Raw genomic sequence first — 18,743 nt, 5'->3', positions numbered from 1 at the left:
GCCCCTACTTCGCCGAGGTCACCTCGACCGATCCGAACGCGGTGCGCCCGAACCGCTCGGGGCGGTACATGTCCTCCACGCTCGCACCCGGATGCACGTAGCTGCCGGGCGAGACCACGCGCACGGTGTAGGCCGCCGAGAAGAAGGCCGATTGCTCCGGGGTGCGGTCATAGGCGGCCACGAACCGGTCGTCGCGGAACTCGGTATGGACCGGGGCCACCTCGCTCTTGGCGAAGCTCAGCCCCGACAGCGCATCGGCGTCGAGCAGCTTCGGGTTGTCGATCTCCAGGCCCGCGGGCAGGCGATCGACCAGCAGCAGGCGCCCGGCGCTGGCCTTGGCCTCGGTCACCTTCAGCACCACGACGAGGCGGTCGTTCTGGCGCAGCGGCTTGGCCAGATCCACCGGGCTGCCGTCGAGCCGATAGAAGCTGCGCTCGACCGTGAAGCCCTGGGACGCCGCCGGCTCCGGGGCGATCGGATTGCCCTGGACGCCGATGGCGACGGGCACCGCCTCGCGGCCGGCATTGACGATCCGTACCGGCCGCGCCTCCAGGGCGGGCGCCCGGTAGAGCCGCGCGAGCGGTCCGGTCTCGGTCTTGCCGTCCATGGTGAGCGCGAGGTTGTCCGATTCCTTGGCAAGGCTTTGTGCGGCCAGCACCATCCAGGCATTCTCCTGGGTGCTGGTCGAGCGGCCGTCGGCCCGCTCCTGGCCGAGCACGGCGGCGACCGGTTGCAGCGTCGCTTGAGAAAACCCGGCCTCGGTCGACAGCGCCAGCAGGGCGGCGCCGTCGCGCAGGCGCGAGCCGTAATCGGCGCGATAGGTGCCCCGATCGCGCTCGGCCTGGAGCGCCTGCACCGCCGCCTCGAAGCCCTTTTGCGCCCGGCCGCGATCACCGAGGAGGGCCAGCGCGGCGGCGAGCTGCCCGCGACCCAAGGGCGTGGCGAAGTCGGTGAGCTTGGTATCGGCGAGGTAGCGCAGATCGCCCATCACCGGCCGGCCGTTGCGGGCGAGCACATAGGCCGCGTAGGCCAGATCCATGCCGCCGTTCTCGACATTGGTGGTGTTGGCCACCGTGTTGCGCAGGCGGTCGAGCGCGCTGTTGAACGCGGTCTGCGGCACGGCAAAACCGCGCTCGCGCGCACGGGTGAGGAAGTCGGTGACGTAGGCGGTCAGCCACGTGTCGCCCGCATTCTCCGTCGACCACGCACCGAAGGCGCCGCCCGAATCCTGGCGCGCCAGCACCCGCTCGATGGCCCCGCGCACCCGCTCGTCGAGTTTCCCGTCCAGCCCGAGCTTCTCGCCGGCCGCGAGCGCGTTGACGTAGAGCAGCGGCATCGCGCGGCTGACGATCTGCTCGGAGCAGCCGTAGGGGTAGCGGTCGAGCGATTGCAGCAGGGCGGCGACGTCGATGCCGCCCAGGCGGTTGGCCGAGACGGAGACCGCGCCGGTGCCGGGAAGGATGTCGGCCAGCAGATCCGGCGTCAGGTCGAGGCCGGCGCCGGGCTCCAGCGGGCGCACGCTCCGGCGCACCAGCGCGCCGGTGCCCGGATTGATCCCGAGCGCGAAGGACTGGCCGGCGCTGCCCTGGATGCCGGGGCCGGTGAGATTCAGGTCGAGCCGGGCCGTGCCGGGGCCGGCGGCGGTGATCGGGATCACGAGCTGCCCCTTGGCGCCGGCCTCCAGGCGCAGGGTGGAGCGCACCGCCTCGCCCGCCACCACGACGGGGCCGGTGAGGTCGAGATCGACGGTGTAGTCGCCGGCCGCCCCCTCGACGTTGTCGAGGGCGACGAAGAAGCGCGAGCGGTCGCCGACATTGAGGAAGCGCGGCAGGGTGCCGGTGAGCACCACGGGGTCGCGCACGATCACGTCGGCCTGGGCTTGGCCCACCTTGGCCTTGGTCCAGGCAGTCGCCATCAGGCGGGCGGTGCCGTTGAAGGCGGGCAGTTCCAGCGGGATCTTGGCCGTGCCGTCGGCGCCGACCGTGACCACGCCCGAATAGAGCGCCAGCGGGGCCTGGGTCGGGGGCGCGTCGGCGAGTTCCGCCGCGCCGCCGTCGCCGCCGGAGCGGATCGCGCCGAGCGTCCCCTGCATGCCGTCGATCAGGTAGCCCCAGAGATCGCGGATCTCGGGTCCGAGCGCCTTCTGGCCGAAGAAATAGGCGAACGGGTTCGGCGCCTCGTAGCGGGTCAGGTTGAGGATGCCGACATCGACCGCCGCCAGCGTCACCCGCGCCTCCTCGCCGGCACTGAGCCCGGCGAGCTTCACGGGCACGGTGAGCGTGCCGCGGGGGCGCACCTTCTCCGGCGCCTCGATCGCGACGGAGAGGCCGCGCTTCTCCTTGTCCACCGAGAACCACGCCACCCCGAGCGCCCGGCCGGGCATGCGCTTGGCCGCTTGGTCGAGCGGCCGGTAGGCGGTGGCGACGAGGTAGGCGCCCGCGCCCCATTCCGCCTTGACCGGGATGTCGACACTGGTGCCGCCCTCCGCGACCGTCACGTCGCGGATCTCGTGGACGCGGTCGCCGACGATGGCGAGCGTCGCGGTGCCGGCGAATTTCGGCTGGAGACGGGCGCGCAGACGCTCGCCCGCGGCGTAGGCCGGCTTGTCGAGGGTGAGGTCGAGGAGGTCGGGCACATCGGCGCTCTCGGAGCCGCCCCAGCCGACGGTGAACGACACGCTCGCCGCCGCCTGCGGCTGGCCCGGCACGCTGGCCTCCAGGCGATACTGGCCGAAGCCCACCGGCACGGCGATGCGCGCGGGCGCCTCCGCCCCGATCGCCACGCGCCCGTCGGCGACGCGGCGGCTGGATTTGACCGGCTCGAAGCTCCAGCGCCCGTCGGCGCGGTACCATTGATAGGTCCGATCCACCTTCGAGAGTGTCCAGGTCACGCCGTCCTGCGTCAGACGCCGCCCGTCGGGGGCGGCCATGGCGACATCGAAGGTCGCGGTCGCGTTCTCGGCAAGATCGGCGGAAAAGTTCTTGCGGATCGCCAGCACGGGCCGGGCCGGCAGGATCGGCAGCGTCACACTGCGGCTCAGCGCCCGGCCGCCCGGCTCGCCGACGGCGAGGGTGATCTTGGCCTCCAGCGCGCGGGGGGCGGCCACCTCCTGTACCGGCACGGTGAGGCTGGCATGGCCCCGCGCGTCCGTCGTCGCCTTGGCGTCGATCTCGGCGGTCGTCGCCTCGACCGCCTCGTCGTCGAGGCCGATGGAGAAACCGTCCAACCCCTTGATGCCGGAATTGGCCGCCGCCTGCACCGCGACCGAGCCCGAGACGTCGAGCCCCGAGCCCGGCGCGCCGTAGAGGTAGCGCGCGGCGACGTCGATGGTCGCGGCCTCGCCGCGGGTCAGGCTCGGCGTCTTCGGGGTGAGGCTCACCTCCAGGCGCTCGGGCACGTAATCCTCGACGAGCCAGCTCGCCTCGCCGACCGCGGGCGCCTTCGGATCGGTATAGGCCGAGACCCGCCATGTGCCGTGCATGGCGCCCGCCATCAGCGGCAGGGCGAGCGAGCGCCCGCCGAGCCCCTCGTCGGCGACAGCCGCGCGGCGATACTCGACGCCGTCGGGCCGCTTGACCACCAGCGTCAGCGGCAGGCCGGCCACCGCCGCCCCCTGCGGGTCGCGAAGAAGCGCGGTGAGCTGCACCGTCTCGCCGGAGCGGTAGACGCCGCGCTCGGGGAACAGGTAGGCCTCCGCGCCGCCGGGCGCCGGGCGGCCCTTCACTCCACGGTCGGAGAGGTCGAAGGCGCCGAGCGCCAGATCGAGGAAGCCGTAATCGTCGCCGACCTGCGCCACCACGAGGCCCGGCGCCAGCCCGCCCTCGCCGCGGGCGAGGCCGGCGGGGAAGGCGGCGTGGCCCTGGCCGTCGGTCTTGGCGACCGCGAGCACGTCGTTGTTGCGGGCGACGAGCCGGATCTCGGCGCCGGACACGGTCCTGGCGCTGGCGAGCGAGCGGGCGAAGACGTGCACGCCGTCGCGGCCCTTGAAGGCGGTCAGCCCGAGATCGGAGACCACGAACCACTGCGTCGCCTGGGTCTCGTAGCCGCCGTACTCGTCCTCCGACGAATCGGTGGTGCCGGTGGGCTTGGCCAGCATCAGGTAGAGGCCGGGCTCCAGCTTGCCGACCGCCTGGAGCACGGGGAAGGCGGTGACCGCCTCACGGTTGGTCTCGGCCTTGGCGGTATCGAGCGTGCCCTTCCAGATGCGCTGGCCCTTCTGGTCGGCGATGGATTTGGCCGTCGAGCCGCTGAGCTGGCTCAGGAAATCCTCGGAGCGGAGCGCGGGCAGCAGGCCGCGGTCGCCGATGCGCAGCACCTCGACATCGAGCTTGTCGGCGTTGACCGAGACCAGCGGCACGCCGGCCTGACCGGTGCGCGGCAGAACGTAGTTGCGGCCGGTGAAGCGCACCTGAGGCGAGCGGTCTCGGACGTAGACCTCGTAATCGGCCGATTTCAGCAGGTTTTCGCCGACCGAGGAGGGCAGGCCCTGGCGCACCACGAAGGCGTAGCGCTCCGAATGCTTGAGCCCGTCGACGCAGACCTGGGAGCCTTCCGCCGTGACGGCGGCGTTGGCCGCGCCGGAGACGGCGATGTAGGGCGCATAATCGGTCTTCGGGACGAGACCCTCCGAGAAGGTGAAGCAGACCCGCGGCGCGGCGGCGTCCGAATCGACCTTGTAGTCGAGGATGCGGAAGCCGTGCTCGGCGCGCAGCGTCTCGTAGGCCGCACGGGTCTGCGCCTCGTCCCGGATCGCGAGGCTCGCCCGGTAGGCTTCCAGCGCGGACCGCCACTCGGACTGGGCCGCCTGGATCTCGCCGAGCCGGGCCAGGGCGCGGGCCTCGTCCGCCGGGTTTTTGGCGCGCAGGTAGCCCTGATAGGCGGCGGCGCTCGCGCGGCCCTTCAGCTTGAACCGGGCGGAATAGTCGGCGCGCTCCTCGTCATTGCCGGCGGCAAGGGCCGCGTTGGCGTAGTCGAGCCAGTTGCGGACGTCGTTCGGGTCGGCTGCGACGGCGGCGGCGCGGGCGTTCAGTTCGGCGTCGGGCTCCCCGCCCTCGTTCTGGGCGGCGACCTCCGCCTCGCGCCGCCACTGCGCCGCCGTCTTGGCGCCGGGGGGCGCCTCGCTCTTGAGCGCGGTCTCCAATCGGACGCCCGCGCTCGCCAGCGCCTCGCGCACAAAGGTCTTCGCGACCGGTGCGGTCGCCGATCTCAAGGGCGCAGGGGGGGGCGCGGCCGGACGTGGAGCCTGGGCCAGGGCCGGAACACCGAGCAGCATCGCGCCGATCAACGTCGCACCGAGGGGCCCGAGACTTTTGCCTTGGGACATGTGCGCGTCTCCTCCGACCGGTGCGCCCGAAGCAGGGGCGCCCGCGGCCGGCACGCTATCACTTGCCGCGCCGGCCGCAACGCTGGCGCAGGGCCATCGGGGAAGACAGACCTCAGAAGATGCAGATCAGGGCAACGCCGGCGAGGAGAAACAGCGCCCCGCCGAGCCGCGGAAGGTTCGCCTCATGGAGCGGCACGCCGAGCAGCCCGAAATGGTCGAGGACGATGCTTGAGGTTCTTGTTTTCGCATCATCTTTTTCCGAAAGCCGGCAACCACCTTTCGGGACGTTGCTCTGGAACTTCTGCGCCAAAGCTGTGGCCCGGGGCCGGCCCGTCCACCGATGCGGCCCCCTTGGCGCGATCACGATCCCGCATGACGGCGGTGCGCCGCGGCTTGTGGGGGGCACGCCCTCGCTGTCATCATCGCCCGCAGGTCGAATCGAGCGGTGGTGATGACGGGACGGATGAAAGCTTTTCGCGCCGGCCTGCCGGCCCTGCTTGCCGCCGGACTTGTCACGGGGGCGCTCGCGCAGGGGCCCCTCCCACCGGCCGCGCCGGCCCGACCGAGGCCCGCTGCCCCGGCCCCGGCCCCGCCCGCACCCGATCCCGCCTTCGAGGCGGCGCGGGCGGCTTTCGAGGCACTGCCCGAGGCGGAGCGGCGGGGCCTGCAAGATGCCCTGGTCTGGACCGGCGACTATAACGGCGTGACGACCGGGGCCTTCGGCAAACGCAGCTTCGAGGGCATCCAGACCTACCAGACTCGCACGGGCGCCGCGCCGACCGGCCTGCTCGCGCCGCCGGAGCGCGCGGCGCTCAAGCGCGAGGCGGAGGAGGCTCGGCGGGCGTCGCGCTTCAAGGTCCAGCCCGATCCGGCGAGCGGCGTGGTGGTCGGCGTGCCGGAGGCGCTGCTGCCGAGAAAGACCGCGATCCCCGGCGGCACCCGCTGGCAGAGCACCGACGGGCGGGTGACCCTCGATACCAAGTCGTTCCCGCAAGGGGAGACCAGCCTCGACGCCCTGTTCGAGCGCGCCATCGCCGCGATGCCCGGCCGCAAGGTCACCTACAAGCTGAAGAAGCCGGACTTCATCGTCATCACCGCCGAGACCGCGGGCGGGCGCTCCTATATCCGCTACGCCGAAGGCCCCCAGGGCATCCGCGGCTTCACCCTCGGCTACGACAGGGCGCTGGCGGATACGGTCGATCGTCTCGTCATCGCGGTGGCCAACAATTTTTCACCGTTTCCCGAGGACGCGCCGGCTCCCACCGCTCCGACGACGGCCACCGGCCCGGTCCCTCGCGCGCCCGCCTCCGGCATGGCGGCCGCGCCCGCAGCACCGCCGCTGCCCGGCATGCCGGCCGAGGCGCACCCTGCCGCGACCGGCCTGCTGCTGGGCGGCGGGCGGGTGCTGACGGTAACCTCTGCCCTTGAAGCGTGCGCCGCGCCGCGCGTCGGCGGTGCGGCGGCCCGGATCGAGCGGCGCGATGCGGCGGGCAGCCTCGCGCTTCTGTCCGCCGAAGGGCTCGCGGGTGGCGCGCCGCCGCCGCTCCGCGCAGAGCCGGTGAGCGAGGGAGAAGCCCTGCTCGTGCTCGGCGCCCAGGCGAAGGGCCGCCCGAGCGTCGCCCCCGCCACCGCTGCCGTCGAAGGCGTTTATGCCCCGCTCCAGCCCGGCGCCGGTGGTGCACCGGTGCTCGACCGGTCGGGCCAGCTCGTCGGACTCGTCGCCCGCTTTCCCACCGCGCCCCGCCTGATCGCCGGGGTGATGCCGCCCACCCGCTATGCCGTCGTACCGGGGAAGGCCGTCGCCGCCTTCCTGAGCGAGAGCGGCCTGCCCGCCGGAGCGGGCAAGGACGTGGCGAGGGAGACTGCGAAGGGCGCCGCGACCACGCTGGGCGGGGCGGCGGCGCCCGTTCTCGACACCGTCGTTGCCATCACCTGCGCCCGGTGAGGGGTGCTGCCGGGCTTATGGTGCCTCTCACAAAACTCCCGCCGCGCTGTCATCGCCAGAATGGGAACGGTCAGAGACCGGGAGTTTTGCGAGGCACTCTTAGACCCGGTTCGTCAGCAGCAGCACGATCAGGATGATGATCAGCAGGCCGCCGAGGCCGAAGCCGGGGCCGCGGAAGCGACCGCCGCCGTAGAAGTTGCCGCCGCCGAACAGCAGCAGGATCAGCAGGATCAGGAGGATGGTGGTGATGGTCATCGGCGGAAGCCTCTTTGGTCCGCCCAGACCCCTTTGCCTGAGCGCCAACAGCAACGCTTCTGCCGGCGATTTCGTTCAGCCGGCTCGGGTCTTATCCGGAGGTCGTCGGGCCTCAGGCCCGCCAGTCCGGCAGAGCGCCTCCGGTCTCTGCAAGCCAGGCGGGAATCGGCAGGCCGCGCTCGCGCAGAAAGGCGGGGTTGAACAGCTTCGAGGCGTAGCGCGCCGCCCCGTCGCAGAGGATCGTCACGATGGTGTGGCCGGGCCCGAGTTCGCGGGCGAGCCGGATCGCGCCCGCGATGTTGATGCCGGACGATCCGCCGAGCGACAGGCCCTCCTCGCGCATCAGGGCGAAGACGATGCCGAGCGCTTCCGCGTCCGGAATCCGGAACGCGTGGTCGGGCGTGAAGCCTTCGAGGTTCTTTGTCACCCGGCCCTGTCCGATGCCCTCGGTGATCGAGGAGCCTTCGGCCTTGAGCGTGCCGGTGCTGTAATAGGCGTGCAGCGCCGAGCCCTCGGGGTCGGACAGGGCGATCTTCACGCCGGGCTTGGCCGCCCGCAGCGCCTCGGCCACGCCCGCCAGCGTGCCGCCGGTGCCCGCCGCGCAGACGAAGCCATCGACCGCGCCGCCGGTCTGCGCGAAGATTTCGGGGCCGGTCGCCTCGATATGGGCGCGGCGGTTGGCGGTGTTGTCGAACTGGTCGGCGAAAAAGGCGCCGGCCTCTTGCGTTTCCGCCAGCCGCTCGGCGAGGCGGCGGGCGGCGTGGACGTAGTTGTTCGGGTTGGCGAAGGGCACGGCGGGCACCTCGACCAGCCGGGCGCCGGCGAGCCGCAGCGTCTCCTTCTTCTCCGCCGATTGCGTCTCGGGGATCACGATCACGGTGCGGTAGCCGCGCACCGAGGCCACCAGCGCCAGCCCGATCCCGGTATTGCCCGCGGTGCCCTCGACGATGGTGCCGCCGGGCCGGATCAGACCGCGCGCCTCGGCATCCCGCACGATCGAGAGCGCCGCCCGGTCCTTCACCGAGAGGCCGGGATTGAGAAATTCGGCCTTGCCGAGGATGGTGCAGCCGGTCTCTTCGGAAGCGCGGCGCAGCCGGATCAGGGGCGTGCCGCCGATGGCGGCGAGCACGTCGGGCGAGACGGCGGAGGATGCGGACATGCGGTGCGGCGGCCTTCCTGAGCGCCCGCGCGGGGCGGCGGATCAGGCAGGCTTAACCAACCGATTTTCAGGAATCCAGGTAGCCCGCCTCCCGCAAGGCGTCGGCGACTGCAGTAAAGAAGGGGTCATCCGCCTCGGCGGCGTCCTGCGACAGCGTTCTTCCCTCGCCATCGGACGCGGTATCGCTCCGGTCAAAATCCCGGAAGTCCTGCGGCTCCGCCGGGTTTCCGGCCGATGCCGCGGATGCGCCGAGCCCAAAAAGGCCGGCTGCCGTAAGGAAGGTCTCGTTCAGGGAGATCATGGCCGGCTCCTGTCTCGAAACGGGACGATGCCAGCCTAATCGGTTAACCAAATCTTAGCAATATTGGCGAGGTGAACCCAAAAACAGCGTGTCGGCCTTCATCGCTCCGAAGCGCCGGGGGCGGCATGGAAGCCGATCATGCCGCGCCAGCGGGCCGCTCTTGACGCCGCGTTCATCGGCCTCGCGCTGCAAAAGAGCGCCGCGCAAGGCCTGCCTTTCAGAGTTTCGCTTCCGAGGATCTGCACGCGGAGCGAAACCCCCGACCATCCGGCGCGAGCCCTTCGAGCGACCGTCCCGCGCTTTCGGTTCAGGTCCGGTTCAACCGCGACGGTGCAATGTGGCCGCCGGTCGAGAACTGTGATGTTCCTGCACCGGTTTTGGCGAACCGAGCCGCTTCGGCGCCGCAATCGGGCGGGATGAGCACTCCGTCAAGCTTCTCCCGCTAGACGCTTCTCTCGCGGCGGTTTCATCCGCCGCCTTCGATGCCTGCCCCGTTTTCTCTCAGTCGCGAATCCAATCCATGACGGTCGTCGCCCTCATCGCCTGCAACCTGCTGCTGGCGGGCCTGTTTTCCCTGGTCGCCGTCGCCCTCGACTGAGGGCCTCCCGAGACGACACCCGCCATGCCGTCGTGGGCGACAGCACACGGTCGGCGGCCGGGCGTCTCGTGAGGCGCTTTTGAGCGCCGCGCTCCCGCGCAAACCCGCACCGCATCCTTCAAGAACCCCGGTCGCTCCGTCGCGGCCGGGGTTTTCGGCTTGCCGGGACCGTTTTTCGAGAGCGTCAGTCGCGCGGCGCCCGGTCCTGCAGTGTGTCCAGGCGGCCGATGAGCGCTTCGAGGCGCTCGCCGACGGGCTCGGTGAGGCTGTCGGCATAGTGGCTGCGCAGGTTCTTGCCGAGATGGCGGCGCACGCTCGGGCTCAGCGGCGGCGCGGCCGCGGCATCCTCTGCGCGTTTCGTGTCGGCGATGGGCTTCGTCACGGATCGTCTCCCGTCCGGTGCCGGAAGCGGCTGTGAGGCGGCGATCCTGCGCGCTCGAAAGTTAAGGCGAGTTTTACTGAGGCGACCAAGAAGCGATTAACCCTCCGTGCCGGGGCACGGAGGGTTCTTCTTCCTCGAGACCATCGGTCCACGTGCGGTCGCCGTTCTTACCGGGTCGTCGGCAGGAGCAGGTCCGGCAGCCAGAGGGCGATGCCCGGCACGAGGCAGAGCAGGACGATGGCGACACCCATCAGGATCACGAAGGGCAGGGTGCCCCAGATGATGTCCTTGAGCGGGATGTCGGGGGCGATGTTCTTGATGACGAAGATGTTGAGGCCCACCGGCGGGTGGATCAGCCCCATCTCCATGGTGATCGTCATCACCACGCCGAACCAGACGAGGTCGAACCCGGCGGTCTTGAGCGGCGGCAGGATGATCGGCGCCGTCATCAGGATGATCGAGACCGGCGGCAGGAAGAAGCCGAGCGCGATGACGAGCGCCAGGATGGTCGCGAGCAGGAGCCAGGGCGAGAGCTGCATCGCGACGATGGCCTGGGCCGCCGCCTGGCTGATGTGGAGGTAGCTCATCACGTAGGCGTAGAGGAGCGACATGCCGATGATCAGCATCAGCATGGTCGATTCCCGCAGCGTCGCCGTGAGGATCGGGTCGAGATCGCGGAAGCGCCACACGCCGTAGATCACCGCGATCAGCGCCAGCGCCAGCAGGCCGCCGAGGCCGGCGGTCTCGGAGGGTGTGGCGTAGCCGCCGTAGAGCGCGACCATGACGCCGGTGAGCAGCACCACGAAGGGCAGCACCCGCGGCAGCGTCGAGAAGCGCTCGCGCATGCTGTAGCTGTCCTCCTTGAGGATCGGATGCTGCGCGCCCGTCCGCTCGTAGGCGAGCTTGGCCGCCGCGAATTCGGAGCGGAAGCGGAACACCGACCAGCTGGCAAACAGCGCGACCAGCAGGAAGCCCGGGCCGATGCCGGCCAGGAACAGGCGCCCGAGCGATTGCTCGGCGGCCACCGCGTAGAGGATCATGGTGATCGAGGGCGGCAGCAGGATGCCGAGCGTGCCGCCCGCGGCGATGATCCCGGCGGCGAAGCCCGGCGAGTAGCCGCGGCGGCGCATCTCCGGAATGCCCGCCGAGCCGATCGCCGAGCAGGTGGCGGGCGAGGAGCCGGCCATCGCCGCAAACAGCGCGCAGGCGAACACGTTGGCGATGCCGAGGCCCCCGGGGATGCGGTGCATCCAGGCATGCATCGCCGAGTAGAGATCCTGGCCCGCCTTGCTCCGTCCGATCGCTGCGCCCTTCAGGATGAAGAGCGGGATCGAGAGCAGCGTGATCGAGGCCATCTCCTCGTAGACGTTCTGCGCCACCGTATCGAGCGAGGCGGCGGGCATGAACACGTACATGAAGGCCAGGGCCACGAAGCCCAGCGCGAAGGCGATGGGGATGCCCGAGAGCATCGCCCCCAGCGTCGCCCCGGCATAGAGGAAGCCGATCGCGGCGGTGCTCATGCCTTGCCTCCCTTCGTCGTGACCGGCCGAACCGGGGCCGCTGTCGGTGTGGTCGGTGTGATCGTGCTCTCCAGGGGGGCCGGCCCCTCGGGCGTCAGATCCGGGCGGCCGCGCATGTCGCGGTTCACGTCCGCCCCGATGCCGATCTTCGGCTTGGCCCAGCCGGCGGCGCGCGGGCCGTAGAGGACGGCCTCCGTGATCTGCAGGACGAACTGGACGGCGAGCAGGCTCATGCCCGCGGCCATCAGCAGGTAGGGAATCCAGAGCGGCGGCCCCCAGGTCGATTGCGAGATCTGGCCGTCCTCCCAGGCCTCGTGGAACAGGCTCCAGCTCTTCCAGGCGAAGAAGGTCACGAAGGCGAGGCTGACGATGTCGACGAAGATCAGGCGTACCCGGTTGACGCCCGGCGACAGCAGGCCGGTCAGCGCCTCGATGGCGACGTGGCCGCGCTTGGCCTGGACGCCCGCCGCCGAGAGGAAGGTCGCGCCGACAATGAGGAAGACGGCGGTCTCGTCCTGCCACTCGGTCGGCTCGTGGAAGACGTAGCGGGTCAGGACGGAGTAGCTGAGCACGAGGCAGGCGGCGACGAGCGCCAGCCCGCCGCAGACCAGGATGAGGTGGTTGAGCCGGCGCGTGGTCCGCTCGAACACGCCGAGCAGACCCGGAATCCGCGGCTCCTCGGCGCGTTTCGTCTCGGAGGCGGCCGAGGCCGCGTCGAAGGCGTGGCTCATCCGACCTTCTCCGCCAGCTTGAGCAGCTCGGCGCAGCTCGCGTTCTTGTTGGCGAAGTCCTTCCAGGCGGTGTCGCGGGCGATGTCGCGCCACTTGCCGAGATTGACCTCGTCGAGCTGCACCACCTTGGCGCCGGCCTTGCCGAACACTTCCTCGACACGGGTGTCGTCGGCCTTGGCGCCCTCCTGGCCGAAGCTCTCGAGCTCGGCGCCGACCGCCATGACGAGATCCTGCTGGTCCTTGGGCAGAGCGGAGAACACGATCTTCGACATCATGATCGGCTCCAGCATGAACCAGTAGGAGCGCTCGCGGCCGGAGGTCAGGGCCTTCGAGATCTCCTCCAGGCGGAACGAGATCAGGCTGGTGGAAGAAGTCAGCACCGCGTCGCAGGCGCCGGTCTGCATCGCGGCATAGGATTCGTTCGACGGCAGCGAGAGCGTGGCCGCGCCGGCCTGCTTCATCATCAGGTCCATCTCGCGCGAGCCGCCGCGGACCTTCATGCCCTTGGCGTCGTCGGGCGTCAGCAGGGGGCGTTCGCGGCTGGCGATGCCGCCGGCCTGCCAGACCCAGGACACCAGCACGATGCCCTTGGCCTCCAGGATCTCGGTGAGCTTGCGGCCCACCGGCGCGTCCTTCCAGGCGAGCGCCTGGGCGTAGGAGGAGACCAGCGCCGGCATCAGGCCGATATTCATCTCCGGCACCTCGCCGCCCGCATAGGGCGAGGGATAGAGCGAGAGGTCGAGCGCCCCTTTGCGCATGGCGCTGAACTGGGCGTTGGTCTTCATCAAGGAGGAGCCGGGATAGACCTGCACCTCCATCGCGCCCTTCGAGCGCTCCTTCAGGGCGGCGGCGAATTTCCGGCACATCCGGTCGCGGAAGTCGCCCTCGTCGACGGTGCCGCCGGGGAACTGGTGCGAGAGCTTGAGGGTCGTCGCGGCCCGGGCCGGACCGGTTCCGAGCTTCAGCAGGGCAGGCGCGGCAAGCCCGGCCGCGAGCAGGTGGCGGCGGTTCAGCGTCATGGCGTTTCCTTCCCAATACCGCTTTCGCGGAATTCTGCTCGTCCGTTCACGCGGACTTTTGTGCAGCGCACAATATACGTTTCAGCGCAGCATTTAATGCAAGATCGCGTCATCTTGCATATTTTGTCAACGCCCTTGAATATGGATCGGCAGGAAATCGCCGATGACTCGACCGATGAACCAGACCCAGCGCCTCAGGCAGACGATCGAGGACGAGATCGTCGAGGGGCGCCTCGCCCTCGGCGCGCGTCTCGACGAGACGCAGCTCGCCGAGCGCTTCGGCGTCTCGCGCACGCCGATCCGCGAGGCGCTGCTGCAACTGGCCGCGACCGGGCTCGTCGAGACCAAGCCGCGCCGCGGCATGGTGGTGAGCGCGCCCGAGCCGGGGCATCTCCTGGAGATGTTCGAGACGATGGCGGAGCTGGAGGCGGCCTGCGGCCGGCTCGCCGCGCGCCGCCTCACCCCGGAGCTCGAGGCGGAGTTGACGGGCGCCCTTGCATCCTGCGCACGGGCGGCCGCCGCGGGCGATCCGGAAGCCTATTACGGTGAGAACTACGTCTTCCACACGGTGATCTACCGCGCCTGCCGCAACGATTTCCTGTGCGGGCAGGCGCTGGCGCTGCACCGCCGCCTCTCGCCCTACCGGCGGCTGCAGCTGCGCGCCCGCCACCGGATGGCGCAGTCGCTGGCCGAGCACGAGGCGGTCGTCGCCGCGATCCTCGCCAGCGATGGCGCCGCGGCGGCCGATCAGCTCCGCCGCCACGTCCTGATTCAGGGCGACGGGTTTTCGGAGCTGGTGGCGAACCTGCGGGCGCTGGATCACAGCGCGGCGTGAGAAGACTCCTGTAAGCGACGCTTTGGACGCATGTAAAACTACAATATCTATACGGCAGTATCGCAAAAATGCAAAAGTTATTGTATTTGCATAATCATGACGAGATTGCGTAATAAATTCGCGTTGGTGCAATTGCGTCCGTGTTTTATTGATAGGGCATGGATGTATTCGATAAAGAAGGATGCACCTGTCAGTTGATTGGATGCCCGATAATTTCTATAATGATGAAACCAAGGAGTTGATTTTGAAAAACGCTTCAACCGACCCTGCCCAACAAAATGTCAGTGCTTTCTTTGATGCGCTTCGTCCCATCGAAGGTGGCTACCAAGCCGACATATTCGCGTTTGTAGCAGTCAAGCACTTGGGGGTGTTCACCCTTGTGCAAGCGTCTCTTTTTAGAAATACAAGTATAGATTTAGAGAAATCATCTTTCGAAACTAGCGATGTATTGGCAGGAAGATTCAATATTTCCGAAGTTAATATGTCTTCCGAAGAATTTATCAGACGAGCATTGCTTGGCTCCATTTCAACGCCATTTGGCGAGCTCAGATTTCCATCAGGTGAAGCCGGGCGCTATGCCACCAACTTCGAGCCGTTTCATGAAGATGGGCTCGCGATTCAGCAGCGGTTGAATGTTCTGCGTCTCGATGGTGCCATAGTAGATGGATATTTAGATGTTGTCGCGCTCGGTTGGCATCTGCGGGCAGCTTTAGAGCCATATCATGGCCTAGAAGATGTCCTTCATTCGTTACAGCTTGGCTCTCTCCGTGGTAATCTGAACATTTCCGTGATTGCATTTCAGGTTGCTCTGATAGATACAGATTCCTATATCTCAGGGAATGAAGCGTTTCTTAAAGTTAGGCTTGCCAACTCGCTTGACAATAAGGGGTTTAGGCTAGGATATCGTGTGCTTCACCAAGGAAAGGTTTTTGCAAGAACGTCATTGTGCGGTGAAGAGCTTAACTGGGAAGAGTCCGAAAAATTTAAAATTGGTAATGTAAAAATAGAAGTTCCATCGTCATCCGTAATACAGTGCTTTGCGTCCTACAGCGGCGTGGCGCAGCACTTCTTCTGGATCGTAGATCCTACGACATCTCAAAATCCTCGTAGGACAGCCTTCGAGGTATTTGACCTTGAGCTCGTGCTTCTTCGGGAATTTCTTTCAAAGCAGGGAAGGGGACAAAATGCTCGAGATTTGGAGATAGGCGTATCTTGGCTCTTATGGCTACTCGGACTTTCAACTGCAACATTAGGAGGTACGGCAAAAACACAAGATTTTGCTGATCTCATCGCTACGACGCCTGAAGGACATTTCTTCGTAGTAGAGTGCACGACAGGATTGCTGAAGGCTGACAACAAGCTTCCAATGTTGATACAACGAGCGCAGCTTGTAAAGGAACGGATCGTGCTATCTGGCAACCGCCATCTAAAAGTCATTCCAGTCATGGTGACGTCGCGCACTCGCGAAGAGATTCGAGCCGATCTTGATCAAGCTGAGAGGCTCGGCGTACTCGTTATTACGAAGGAAGTCATAGAAGAGGTGCTCACCCGCACAATAACTATACCAAATGCGGATAGTTTGTTTATAGAGGCTGAGCGCGCAGTGCATGAAAATCTTTCTAAGTATCATCTAGAGCAATAAAAACTAATTATCAGGTAAGGGTATTCTGCTGCGGCAATTTGGGTGGCAAGTGTGGGTACGGTTCAATCTTTGGAGGACGGTCTTCAAGCCCTGAAATTAGTCTTCCGTTCTGATGCCCTGGCAGGATTACGGAGGACGCCATAAGCTCATGCTCTCTCGTCCCCCGCAGGAAACGGCTTTTGCCTCGCCGCCCCATTCCAGGCGCCCTTCCCGTCGCGCTCGCCCTGACGGCCCTCGCCGGATCGCCCGCCCTGGCGCAGCCCACCGGGCGGCCGGTCTACGAGGGCGCGGGCGGTGATCCGCGGATCTCGGTGTCCCAGCCGGAATCGACGAGCCAGGCCTCGGGCGGCTACGTGCGCTCGATCGAACCCTCCCTCGGACCGCTCGGCGACCCGTTCGGCCTGCGGCTCCTGCTGAAGGAGCGGGGCATCGAGTACAGCCTCACCTACATCGCCGAGACGCTCGGCAATCCCGTCGGCGGCATTCGCCAGGGGGCGATCGTCGAGGACCGGCTGAACCTGCGGCTCAACCTCGACCTGCAGCGGCTCGCCGGCTGGGACGGCGCCACGATGCACGCCAACGCCTACTTCATCCACGGCACCGGCCTGTCGCGCTACTACGTCGGCAACCTGATCCCGGCGAGCGTGATCGAGGCGCTGCCGGCCTCCCGCCTCTACGTGCTGTGGCTCGACCAGCAACTCTTCGACGGGAAGCTCGGCATCCGGATCGGCCAGCAGGCGGCCGACACCGAGTTCTTCGTCAGCCAGACCGCGACCCTGTTCGTGAATTCGACCTTCGGCTGGCCGGCGATCACCGGGCTCGACCTGCCGAGCGGCGGCCCGGCCTACCCGCTCGCCGCGCCTGCGATCCGGGCCAAATACGTGCCGGGCAACGGCTTCTCGCTCCAAGCCGGGCTCTACGACGGCGACCCGGCCGGGGCCAGCCGCCCCGGCGACGACCCCGAGGGGCAGCGCCTCGACCGCACCGGCACCAATTTTCGCACCCGCGACCCCGCCCTCGTCGTGGCCGAGGCGACCTACGCCTTCAACACGCAGGAAGGTTCGAAGGAACTGCCCGGCGACATCACCCTCGGGGGCTGGCAGCATTTCGGGCGTTTCGAGAGCTTGCGCTTCGATCAGACCGGCCTGCCGCTCGCCGACCCGAACTCCACCGGCATCGGCCGGCGCCTGCGCGGCAATGCCGGGATCTACGCGATCTGGGACCAGACGCTCTACCGGGAAACCGGCAAGGACGACGAAGGCCTCGGCTTCTTCGTGCGAGCGGCGTGGTCGCCGACCCGTTCCAGCCTCGTCTCCGCCTATCTCGACACCGGCCTCGCCTATAAGGGCCTGTTGCCCGGCCGCGACGACGACACGGTGGGCCTCAGCCTGGCGCATGCCCGCCTCTCCGACGACGCGCGCCGGTCCGATATCGACACCATCGTCCTGACCGGCATGCCGATGCCGCGGCGGCGGGCCGAGACGGTGATCGAGGCGACCTATCAGGCGGTGGTGGTGCCGGGCTTCACCGTCCAGCCGGACGCGCAACTGATCCTGCATCCCGGCGGCGGCATCGCCAACCCGCGCGACCCGGAAGGCCGCCGGGTGCGCAACGCCGCCGTGCTGGGGCTTCGCGCGACGGTTCAGTATTGAGGGGACGGGCCTTCGAGGCTCGGAAGGCCCCATTGGGCCGGCACCCTACGATGCGATTTCTAAGTCCGTGTGGAGGAAGTCCCGACCCTTGAAGAGCATCGGAACGCGGCCGGTGGCGGCGCAGGCGTAGGAGAGGCAGTCGGCGAAATTGAGCTGCGCCGGGTGGCCCCGGCCCTTGCCGTAGGTGTCGAAGGCCGCCACCGCCCGGCGGGCGACGGCATCATTAATCGAGACGACGGTGATTCCGGCCGCCTCTAGGAAGGCGTCATACATTTCCTGGGCCGCCGCGACCGGAAGGCCGAGGATGCGCGCCAAGTTGATCACCGCCTCAAGGCGGACATGCGGCCCGGTTTCCCGGCGTTCGGCCGCCTCGATACAGGCAGCGAAGGCGGATGCCTCGGGCTCACCGGCCAGAATGGCGACGACGGCCGAGGTGTCGACGAACATTCAGCGCAACCACAAGGCGTCGCGTTCGTCCTCGCTCAGAGGCGGAGCGGGCGCCCGATCGGCCTTCGCCAGCGCCGCCGCGCGGATCGCAGCCACACGCTCGATCAGGGGGAGAGCCTCGTCGGCGCGCTTGATCTCATGCTGCAAGGCAAGCTTGATCGCGGCGGTGAGGTTGGGCGCGCCGGATTTCTTCATGACGGTTTCAGCGAGGGTCCGGACTTCCTCATCCCTGATGCTAAGCATGGCGGCCCTCCGCAGATGCAGTGCGCGTATGTACCTATGCACGCGATGCGTCGATACAAAAGGGCGCCGTGTCTGGAAGCACCCTGTAGGATTTATTCACCTTCCTCGATCACTTCGGCAACGCCTCAGTAGAACGAAGCTCAATCCTTTGCATGAAAGGCCTTGATGCTGACAATGATCCGCGTGCGCACCGCAATGAAAAGTGACGCTGCTGACATGGTGGCATTCATGCGAGCGCTATCGATCGAAGCGCCCGATACCATCACACACCGGTCTCCTCCGGGTGTCGAAGAGGGCATCGAGTTTATCAATCGCGCTGCCGTTTCAAATCGCAGCTTTATCTTGCTGGCCCTTGATGGCGATGACGTTGTGGGTCTCCTGGATTTCTGGACAGGAAGCTCAAGAGAAACGTGCCACGCTGCTCGATTCGGCATGTCGGTCCTGAAAGATCGACGCAATCAGGGGATCGGTCGGAAGCTCGTTGAAACGTCGATAGCCCGCACATCGGATTGGGAGGGGTTCTGTCGCATCGAGGCTGAAGTTGCTCCGTGGAATGCGCCCGCTATCCATCTCTACGAACAATTGGGTTTCCAGCGGGAAGGTCGGAAGTCCAAAGCTCTCAATATCCGCGGCAAGCCGGAGGATATGCTCATGATGGCGCGGACGTGGTGAGACCATTCAAGGACAGGGG

16 protein-coding genes are annotated in these 18,743 nt (G+C 67.6%); 5 read left to right on the top strand and 11 right to left on the bottom strand.

The window, feature by feature from the left end:
* Positions 1–4 precede the first annotated feature (4 nt).
* Positions 5–5,323, bottom strand: a complete 5,319-nt coding sequence (locus E4V01_RS02130) for an alpha-2-macroglobulin (RefSeq protein ID WP_135297238.1) — start codon at positions 5,321–5,323, stop codon at positions 5–7.
* A 112-nt stretch (positions 5,324–5,435) separates the two neighbouring features.
* Complete coding sequence (locus tag E4V01_RS26065) at positions 5,436–5,633, bottom strand: DMT family transporter (protein WP_245517394.1); 198 nt, start codon at positions 5,631–5,633, stop codon at positions 5,436–5,438.
* 153 nt (positions 5,634–5,786) lie between these two features.
* Between E4V01_RS26065 and E4V01_RS02120 the strand changes: the two genes are divergently transcribed.
* Positions 5,787–7,268 (top strand): serine protease, encoded by a 1,482-nt coding sequence (locus tag E4V01_RS02120; protein ID WP_135297237.1) that lies wholly within the window; start codon positions 5,787–5,789, stop codon positions 7,266–7,268.
* A gap of 99 nt (positions 7,269–7,367) precedes the next feature.
* Here the strand turns inward: E4V01_RS02120 and E4V01_RS02115 are convergent, their stop codons facing one another.
* From E4V01_RS02115 to dctP, 7 genes are all read right to left on the bottom strand, one after another.
* Positions 7,368–7,523 (bottom strand): DUF3309 family protein, encoded by a 156-nt coding sequence (locus E4V01_RS02115; protein WP_135297236.1) that lies wholly within the window; start codon positions 7,521–7,523, stop codon positions 7,368–7,370.
* Positions 7,524–7,635: 112 nt separating this feature from the next.
* Positions 7,636–8,682: a cysteine synthase A gene (locus E4V01_RS02110; RefSeq protein ID WP_135297235.1), complete on the bottom strand. Its 1,047-nt coding sequence runs from the start codon at positions 8,680–8,682 to the stop codon at positions 7,636–7,638.
* A 67-nt stretch (positions 8,683–8,749) separates the two neighbouring features.
* Positions 8,750–8,983: a hypothetical protein gene (locus E4V01_RS02105; RefSeq protein ID WP_060769066.1), complete on the bottom strand. Its 234-nt coding sequence runs from the start codon at positions 8,981–8,983 to the stop codon at positions 8,750–8,752.
* A 782-nt stretch (positions 8,984–9,765) separates the two neighbouring features.
* Positions 9,766–9,963 carry a NepR family anti-sigma factor gene (locus E4V01_RS02100; RefSeq protein ID WP_135297234.1) on the bottom strand — a complete coding sequence of 66 codons (198 nt, stop codon included), beginning with the start codon at positions 9,961–9,963 and terminating at the stop codon, positions 9,766–9,768.
* A 167-nt stretch (positions 9,964–10,130) separates the two neighbouring features.
* Complete coding sequence (locus E4V01_RS02095; RefSeq protein ID WP_135297233.1) at positions 10,131–11,483, bottom strand: TRAP transporter large permease; 1,353 nt, start codon at positions 11,481–11,483, stop codon at positions 10,131–10,133.
* The gene (locus E4V01_RS02090) at positions 11,480–12,214 is read right to left on the bottom strand and encodes a TRAP transporter small permease (RefSeq protein WP_135297232.1); all 735 of its coding nucleotides are present in this window, start codon (positions 12,212–12,214) and stop codon (positions 11,480–11,482) included. The genes E4V01_RS02095 and E4V01_RS02090 overlap by 4 nt, the downstream gene beginning before the upstream one ends.
* Complete coding sequence (dctP, locus tag E4V01_RS02085) at positions 12,211–13,233, bottom strand: TRAP transporter substrate-binding protein DctP (protein WP_135297231.1); 1,023 nt, start codon at positions 13,231–13,233, stop codon at positions 12,211–12,213. Before dctP ends, E4V01_RS02090 begins: the two co-directional genes overlap by 4 nt.
* 163 nt (positions 13,234–13,396) lie before the next feature.
* On the opposite strand from dctP, the gene E4V01_RS02080 reads away from it, so the two are divergent.
* The 3 genes from E4V01_RS02080 (at position 13,397) to E4V01_RS02070 (ending at position 17,362) form a co-directional block, all read left to right on the top strand.
* Positions 13,397–14,068, top strand: a complete 672-nt coding sequence (locus E4V01_RS02080; protein WP_083530784.1) for a GntR family transcriptional regulator — start codon at positions 13,397–13,399, stop codon at positions 14,066–14,068.
* 181 nt (positions 14,069–14,249) lie between these two features.
* Entirely contained in the window at positions 14,250–15,710 is a 1,461-nt protein-coding gene (locus tag E4V01_RS02075; protein ID WP_135297230.1) for a hypothetical protein, read from the top strand.
* 179 nt (positions 15,711–15,889) lie between these two features.
* Positions 15,890–17,362, top strand: a complete 1,473-nt coding sequence (locus tag E4V01_RS02070; protein WP_135297229.1) for a carbohydrate porin — start codon at positions 15,890–15,892, stop codon at positions 17,360–17,362.
* A 45-nt stretch (positions 17,363–17,407) separates the two neighbouring features.
* On the opposite strand, the gene E4V01_RS02065 is transcribed toward E4V01_RS02070, so the two are convergent.
* Positions 17,408–17,809 carry a type II toxin-antitoxin system VapC family toxin gene (locus tag E4V01_RS02065; RefSeq protein WP_060769059.1) on the bottom strand — a complete coding sequence of 134 codons (402 nt, stop codon included), beginning with the start codon at positions 17,807–17,809 and terminating at the stop codon, positions 17,408–17,410.
* Positions 17,810–18,052, bottom strand: a complete 243-nt coding sequence (locus E4V01_RS02060) for a type II toxin-antitoxin system VapB family antitoxin (RefSeq protein WP_060769058.1) — start codon at positions 18,050–18,052, stop codon at positions 17,810–17,812.
* Positions 18,053–18,217: 165 nt separating this feature from the next.
* On the opposite strand from E4V01_RS02060, the gene E4V01_RS02055 reads away from it, so the two are divergent.
* Positions 18,218–18,724 carry a GNAT family N-acetyltransferase gene (locus E4V01_RS02055; protein WP_060769057.1) on the top strand — a complete coding sequence of 169 codons (507 nt, stop codon included), beginning with the start codon at positions 18,218–18,220 and terminating at the stop codon, positions 18,722–18,724.
* Positions 18,725–18,743 lie beyond the last annotated feature (19 nt).

Source organism: Methylorubrum sp. Q1 (assembly GCF_004683995.1).
Taxonomy (GTDB): Bacteria; Pseudomonadota; Alphaproteobacteria; order Rhizobiales; family Beijerinckiaceae; genus Methylobacterium.
Note: the sequence above shows the minus strand (reverse complement) of the source record. Positions and strands in the feature narration are given on the sequence as shown.

Bases quoted from the DNA above. Each gene is read 5' to 3' on its own strand.
- E4V01_RS02060 (WP_060769058.1), bottom strand. From the start codon at position 18,052: ATGCTTAGCATCAGGGATGAGGAAGTCCGGACCCTCGCTGAAACCGTC.
- E4V01_RS02090 (WP_135297232.1), bottom strand. From the start codon at position 12,214: ATGAGCCACGCCTTCGACGCGGCCTCGGCCGCCTCCGAGACGAAACGC.
- E4V01_RS02110 (WP_135297235.1), bottom strand. From the start codon at position 8,682: ATGTCCGCATCCTCCGCCGTCTCGCCCGACGTGCTCGCCGCCATCGGC.
- E4V01_RS02080 (WP_083530784.1), top strand. From the start codon at position 13,397: ATGACTCGACCGATGAACCAGACCCAGCGCCTCAGGCAGACGATCGAG.
- E4V01_RS02115 (WP_135297236.1), bottom strand. From the start codon at position 7,523: ATGACCATCACCACCATCCTCCTGATCCTGCTGATCCTGCTGCTGTTC.
- E4V01_RS02065 (WP_060769059.1), bottom strand. From the start codon at position 17,809: ATGTTCGTCGACACCTCGGCCGTCGTCGCCATTCTGGCCGGTGAGCCC.
- E4V01_RS02095 (WP_135297233.1), bottom strand. From the start codon at position 11,483: ATGAGCACCGCCGCGATCGGCTTCCTCTATGCCGGGGCGACGCTGGGG.
- dctP (WP_135297231.1), bottom strand. From the start codon at position 13,233: ATGACGCTGAACCGCCGCCACCTGCTCGCGGCCGGGCTTGCCGCGCCT.
- E4V01_RS02130 (WP_135297238.1), bottom strand. From the start codon at position 5,323: ATGTCCCAAGGCAAAAGTCTCGGGCCCCTCGGTGCGACGTTGATCGGC.
- E4V01_RS02055 (WP_060769057.1), top strand. From the start codon at position 18,218: ATGCTGACAATGATCCGCGTGCGCACCGCAATGAAAAGTGACGCTGCT.
- E4V01_RS02075 (WP_135297230.1), top strand. From the start codon at position 14,250: ATGCACCTGTCAGTTGATTGGATGCCCGATAATTTCTATAATGATGAA.
- E4V01_RS02120 (WP_135297237.1), top strand. From the start codon at position 5,787: ATGAAAGCTTTTCGCGCCGGCCTGCCGGCCCTGCTTGCCGCCGGACTT.
- E4V01_RS02105 (WP_060769066.1), bottom strand. From the start codon at position 8,983: ATGATCTCCCTGAACGAGACCTTCCTTACGGCAGCCGGCCTTTTTGGG.